This is a genomic window from uncultured Campylobacter sp. (assembly GCF_938045535.1).
Taxonomy (GTDB): domain Bacteria; phylum Campylobacterota; class Campylobacteria; order Campylobacterales; family Campylobacteraceae; genus Campylobacter_B.
On sequence record NZ_CALIMQ010000041.1, the window covers coordinates 1 to 5,180 of the forward strand.

The 5,180-nt window shown below is 45.5% G+C and carries 4 protein-coding genes and 1 pseudogene; all 5 read right to left on the minus strand.

Translation table 11 applies throughout. The features are described from left to right. A pseudogene (locus Q0095_RS01565) lies at positions 1–486 on the minus strand (hypothetical protein); the annotation flags it as partial. A gap of 100 nt (positions 487–586) precedes the next feature. Continuing rightward, positions 587–1,033, minus strand: a complete 447-nt coding sequence (locus Q0095_RS01570) for a hypothetical protein (protein WP_297880735.1) — start codon at positions 1,031–1,033, stop codon at positions 587–589. Between the two features lie 509 nt (positions 1,034–1,542). Beyond that, a complete protein-coding gene (locus Q0095_RS01575) occupies positions 1,543–2,853 on the minus strand; it encodes a sugar transferase (protein ID WP_297880736.1) in 1,311 nt (436 codons plus the stop codon). Position 2,854: 1 nt separating this feature from the next. Continuing rightward, a complete protein-coding gene (locus tag Q0095_RS01580) occupies positions 2,855–4,219 on the minus strand; it encodes a mannose-1-phosphate guanylyltransferase/mannose-6-phosphate isomerase (RefSeq protein WP_297880738.1) in 1,365 nt (454 codons plus the stop codon). Next, positions 4,212–5,180 (minus strand): glycosyltransferase (locus tag Q0095_RS01585; RefSeq protein WP_297880740.1); only part of this gene is annotated, 969 nt, incomplete at its 5' end. The genes Q0095_RS01585 and Q0095_RS01580, both read right to left, overlap by 8 nt.

The following is a 5,180-nucleotide window of genomic DNA, read 5'->3' on the forward strand; positions in this document are numbered from 1 at the left end:
TTTTACTAATGCAACCATAAAAAATATAAGTAGATTAAAAACAATAATTCCAATTAGCGATGATGGTGTAAGCAGTCTAAAAGTCCTTATGATAGGTTCTAAATCAACTAAATTTTTAACCCTTTTTGTTTCGCCATTTATAATAAATTCGATTGTTTTATTTGTAAATTTGGTTTCGCATTTGTTTTTGATGATATAATAATAAAATGTAGCTACGATATGCAAAACGCCAAGCCCAAAAAAAGCCCATAGAAAAATATTGCTAACATTTGCAATCCCCATATAATCAGCATAAACCAATAAAACAAGCACCGTTCCGCAATGAGAAAAAAAGAATAAATTTGAAAGAAAGAATTCGTAAGGATTTTTTATAACAATCGGTTCTTTATCGTAGTCTCTTTGATTGAAATCGTTTAAATTTGCGTTTTCGTTTGAGTTTAAATCCCGTTTTTTAACATTTTTATTCCAGTTTTCAAAATTTTCCAAATTTTATCCTTCCGTTTTTTTGCTTTTCTTGCCATTGTGGGTAAACTTTGCAAGCGAGCAATCTGTCGGCAGTGAATGTTATAAAATCTCAGTCCTTTTCTCACCTTGATTTGGTTGCTTTTACGAATTCTATATCCACCTTACTTAAGCAGTTATAAATTCCTCGTGAGCCTTTAGCCGCTTCACTTACTCCAGCCCATTCGTAGATCAGCTCATCGATAAGAGCAGCCTTAGAGCCTTGTTTTACGGTGTTAGAATTCTCGTCTATCGTTATCTCTTTGTAGTTTAGATCGATACTTTTTATATTATTATCTGCAAGCGAGCTTAGCTCCCCTTCATCGGTAATGCCGCTAGAATTCGTACCTTTCCAAATTTTAAGCTTATTAAATATCTCGTCCTTTTCATCTATTACGTTGTCACCATTTAGATCATAGGCTTTTAGGGCTTCATAGCCATTGGTTGCTTTTCTATCGGTATATCCGTAAGCGGTATTTGAAACAGTGTGATTTCCAAATAGCTCATTTCCATTGTCTATTTTACCGGACACTATCCCTCAAACAGATCAAAATTTTATCCGCAAACTGCCTAAATTTTAAAACTCAGCTTTTTACAATGGGCGATTTAGAATTTTAGAAAGAGTGAGCGCGGAAGCGAGGATAAATTTATCCGCGTTGTGCAAATTTTGCGTCACAGTATTCGCGCAAAAGCGGAAAGCGGCAGTAAATTTTATCGGGTAGCGCCTTTTTTATGTGCTTAAGCAATGCGGATTCGCGCTAATAATTTTCCCGCGATACTACATAATCTTGGTCATCTGCATTAAACCATCACTATTTTCGCGTAGTCTTATTTTCATACAGGTATGAAATAAAATTTCAGAATTTCAAATTTTGCGCCGTAAATTCCTAACTATTGCCGTATGATTACATTATTATGTATATGTATTTAAATCGTGGCAAATTTAGTTTCGAGCGATTCTAATATCTCGATTGAAGCACCGTATTAAATTTGAAATTTATCTCAAAAGAGATAGCCGTGCCTTAAAGACTCACTGAACGATCAGCTTGCCCCTTCGCGCGCCAAAACGACCTTGAAAGTTTTTAAAATAATTACGATATCGTTCCATATCGACCAGTTTTTCATATACCACGTATCCATGCCGGCCCTGGTCGCAAAATCGACATCGCTGCGCCCGCTCACCTGCCAAAGCCCCGTAATGCCGGGCTTGACGGCCAGGATGAGATCTGCATATTCGCCCATATCTTTGCGCTCATATTGCGCGCACGGGCGAGGGCCTACGATGCTCATTTCGCCCTTTAGGACGTTGATCAGCTGCGGAAGCTCATCAAGCGAGCTTCTGCGCAAAAAATTGCCCAGCTTCGTGATGCGCGGATCATGCTCGTATTTGTGATATTTTTCAAAATACTCCACCTCTTGCGGATTTTGCTTTAGATACTGAGCTAAAATTTCATCACCGTTTTCTTTCATCGAGCGAAATTTCAGGCATCCAAACGGCTTGCCGCCAAACCCCATTCTTTGGTGCGAAAAAAATATGCGTCCCTCCGGTTCTTTTAGCTTCATCATTAGCGCTATTACGCCGAAAATCGGCACCAGCAAAGGAAGCGCTAAGAAAATTAGCGCCAAATCAAGCCCGCGTTTAAGCGCTAAATTTAGAGGACTTTTCAGAGAATTTCGTATCGCAAAGAGGCTGGTGCGTGATGCAAAGACGCTGTAAATATAGGTCTGCGTAAAGTCGTACGAACGCAGCACCGGGGTGAATAAAATTTCTTTATTTTCCCTGATGTTACTCTCGATGAGCTCGTTTAAGGCACTCGCTTCGAGCCTGCTTCCGCCGATAAACAGTACGTCGTAATCCCTGCCTAGCGCTCTTACATATCCAAGATATGTGCTTCCTAAAACAGAGCTTTCAAACTCCTCGCCCTCGCCTAAAATTTTCGCCCTCTTTTTCCATAAGCCAAATTTAAAAAGCTTCCTTTTCGTTACGAGCTTCAAAAGCGGCAAAACCACCGCCATAAAGGCGAAGCTCAAAATAAAGCTGGCACGCGAAAATTCGTAATTAACTTTGATTAAAGCAAGCAGCGCCAGGCTTAGCAAAAGCCCCAAGAAGCAGCTTTTTACTAAAATTCTACTCTCGTGCCAAAAATCATACCGCCTCGAATAGATCCCCTGATAGAAAAACAGAAATATCATTATGACGTAGGACGGCGCGAAGCCTTGATACCTGCCGACGTCCAGCAGCACGTTATCGCCGTAGAGCAGATTTTTAAGCACCACGGCAAGCCCGAAGCAAAGCCAGATGCCGAAAATATCGACCGCCAAGATTATCAAAACGCAGAGTTGCTTTTTCATCCTAGCTCCTATTAAAATCGTCTTGCAGGCGCACGATATCGTCCTCGCCGGTGTAGCTGCCGACTTGAGCTTCGATTAGCACGACGGGGATTTTGCCTTCGTTTGCGAGGCGGTGGACCTCCCCCATCCTGATGAACGTCGATTCATTCTCGCGCAGCAAGAAATTCCGCTCACCCACGGTCACGGTCGCAGTGCCGCTAACGACGATCCAGTGCTCGTTGCGATGGTAGTGCTTCTGCAGCGATAGCCGCTTGCCGGGCTTGACGACGATGCGCTTGATCTTGTAGCCGCGCTCATCTTCCAGCACCGTGTAACTGCCCCACGGGCGGTGCGTCGTTACGTGCACGCGTGCCAGATCGCTATCCTTCAGCCGCTTTACCACCTGCTTTACTTTTTGAGTAGAGCCTTTTTTGCATATGAGCAGGGCGTCCTTGGTATCGACTATAGCGAGATCCTCGACGTCTATAGCGGCTATCGTGCGGCCCGAGCCGATGATGAGATTGTTTTTAGAATTTAGAGCGATATTTTGCTCGCTTGCGGTGTTGCCGTTCGCGTCTTTAGGCAGCTCGGCGTCTAAGCTATCGAAGCTTCCCAGATCGCTCCAGCCGATATCTGCGGGCACGACCTTAGCAAGGCTCGTGCGCTCCATAACTGCGTAATCGATGCTATCTGAGGGGATCTCTTGCATATCGCCTAGTTTAATTCTAATCGGATTTTCCGCATTAGAATTTTTGTGCGCACGGATGCAGGCTTCATAAATTTCAGGACTTTGAGCCTTTAGTTCGCTCAAAAATACGCCCGCTTTAAACATAAACATGCCGCTGTTCCAGTAAAAATTCCCAGCCGCTATGTAGCTTTGCGCCGCCGCAAGCTCAGGCTTTTCGTGAAATTTTAACACGTCCTCGCCGCTTGCTTCGATATAGCCGTAGCCCGTATTTGCATCCGCGGGCTTGATACCAAATGTCACCAAAAATCCCTGTTTTGCAAGCTCATGTGCACGCAAGACGCTGTTTTTATACGCCGCTTCGTCTTTAATTAGATGATCGCTCGGCGTTACGAAAACGATCTCCTCGGCCTTTAGGCTCAAACATGCAAGCGCGATCGCAGGAGCCGTATTTCTGCCGACGGGCTCGAGTAGAAATTTCACGCCGCGCGCGCCTAAAACCTCAAGCTGATCAAGCGCCAAAAAATACTGCTGCTCGTTCGAGACGACGAGCGTGCGCTCGCATAGCGGGGAGTTTCGCTCGTAGCTCATCATAAAAAGCGAGCGATCGTCAAAGAGGCGCACGAACTGCTTTGGCATAAGCGTGCGGCTGATGGGCCACAGCCTCGTGCCGCTGCCGCCGCTTAGGATTATATTAGTCATTTAGGCCATCCTTAAATTCCTCATATTTTTTCTCGACGTAGCTTTTGATCTCGGCCTCAAAGCGTGCGCGCGAAAATTTTAAAGAATTTTCTCTGATTTTTACAGGCTCAAATTTATCATAATTTTGCTCAAATTTAGCTACGGCGGCGAGCAGCTCCTTTGTATTTTGCTCCATAAAATACAGTCCGCTCTCGCCGTCAAGCACCGTCTCGCGAGCGCCGCCGCGCCCGAAGCAGATCGCCGGCGTGCCGCATGCCTGCGCTTCTACCGGCGTAATGCCGAAGTCCTCTTCGGCGGCAAAAACGAACGCCTTAGCCCGCCCCATGAGATCCGCCATCGTTTCATCGCTCGCAAAGCCCAAAAGCTCGACATTTTTGCCCGCTTTTGATTTTATTTTGGCCATATCGGGTCCGTCGCCGATAACGAGCAGCTTTTTATCCGTCTGCGAAAACGCCTCGACGATGAGATCGATCTTTTTATACGGCACCATGCGTGAGGCGGTGAGGTAGAAGTCCTCTTTGGCTTCGCGCAGCGTAAATTTATCGACATCCACGGGCGGATAGATGATGTCGCTAGGCTTGCCGTATGTTTTTTTGATACGGCGCGCGATGTAGCAGCTATTTGCAACGTAGTGATCCACGCGATTTGCGGTGCTCGCGTCCCAAAGCCTAATTTTATGCAAAAAATACTTCGCCAACATGCCCTTTAAACCGCGATCCAGCCCGCTTTCGCGCAAGTACTGATGATACAGGTCCCACGCATAGCGGATCGGCGTGTGTACATAGGCGATGTGAAGTTGATTTGAGTGCGTCAGAACCCCCTTTGCGACGGCATGTGAGCTGGATAGTACAACGTCGTAGGCACTTAGATCAAACTGCTCGATCGCGAGCGGAAATAGCGGCAGGTAGTTGCGGTATTTGTCCTTCGCAAAGGGCAGCTTCTGGATAAAGCTCGTGTGAGC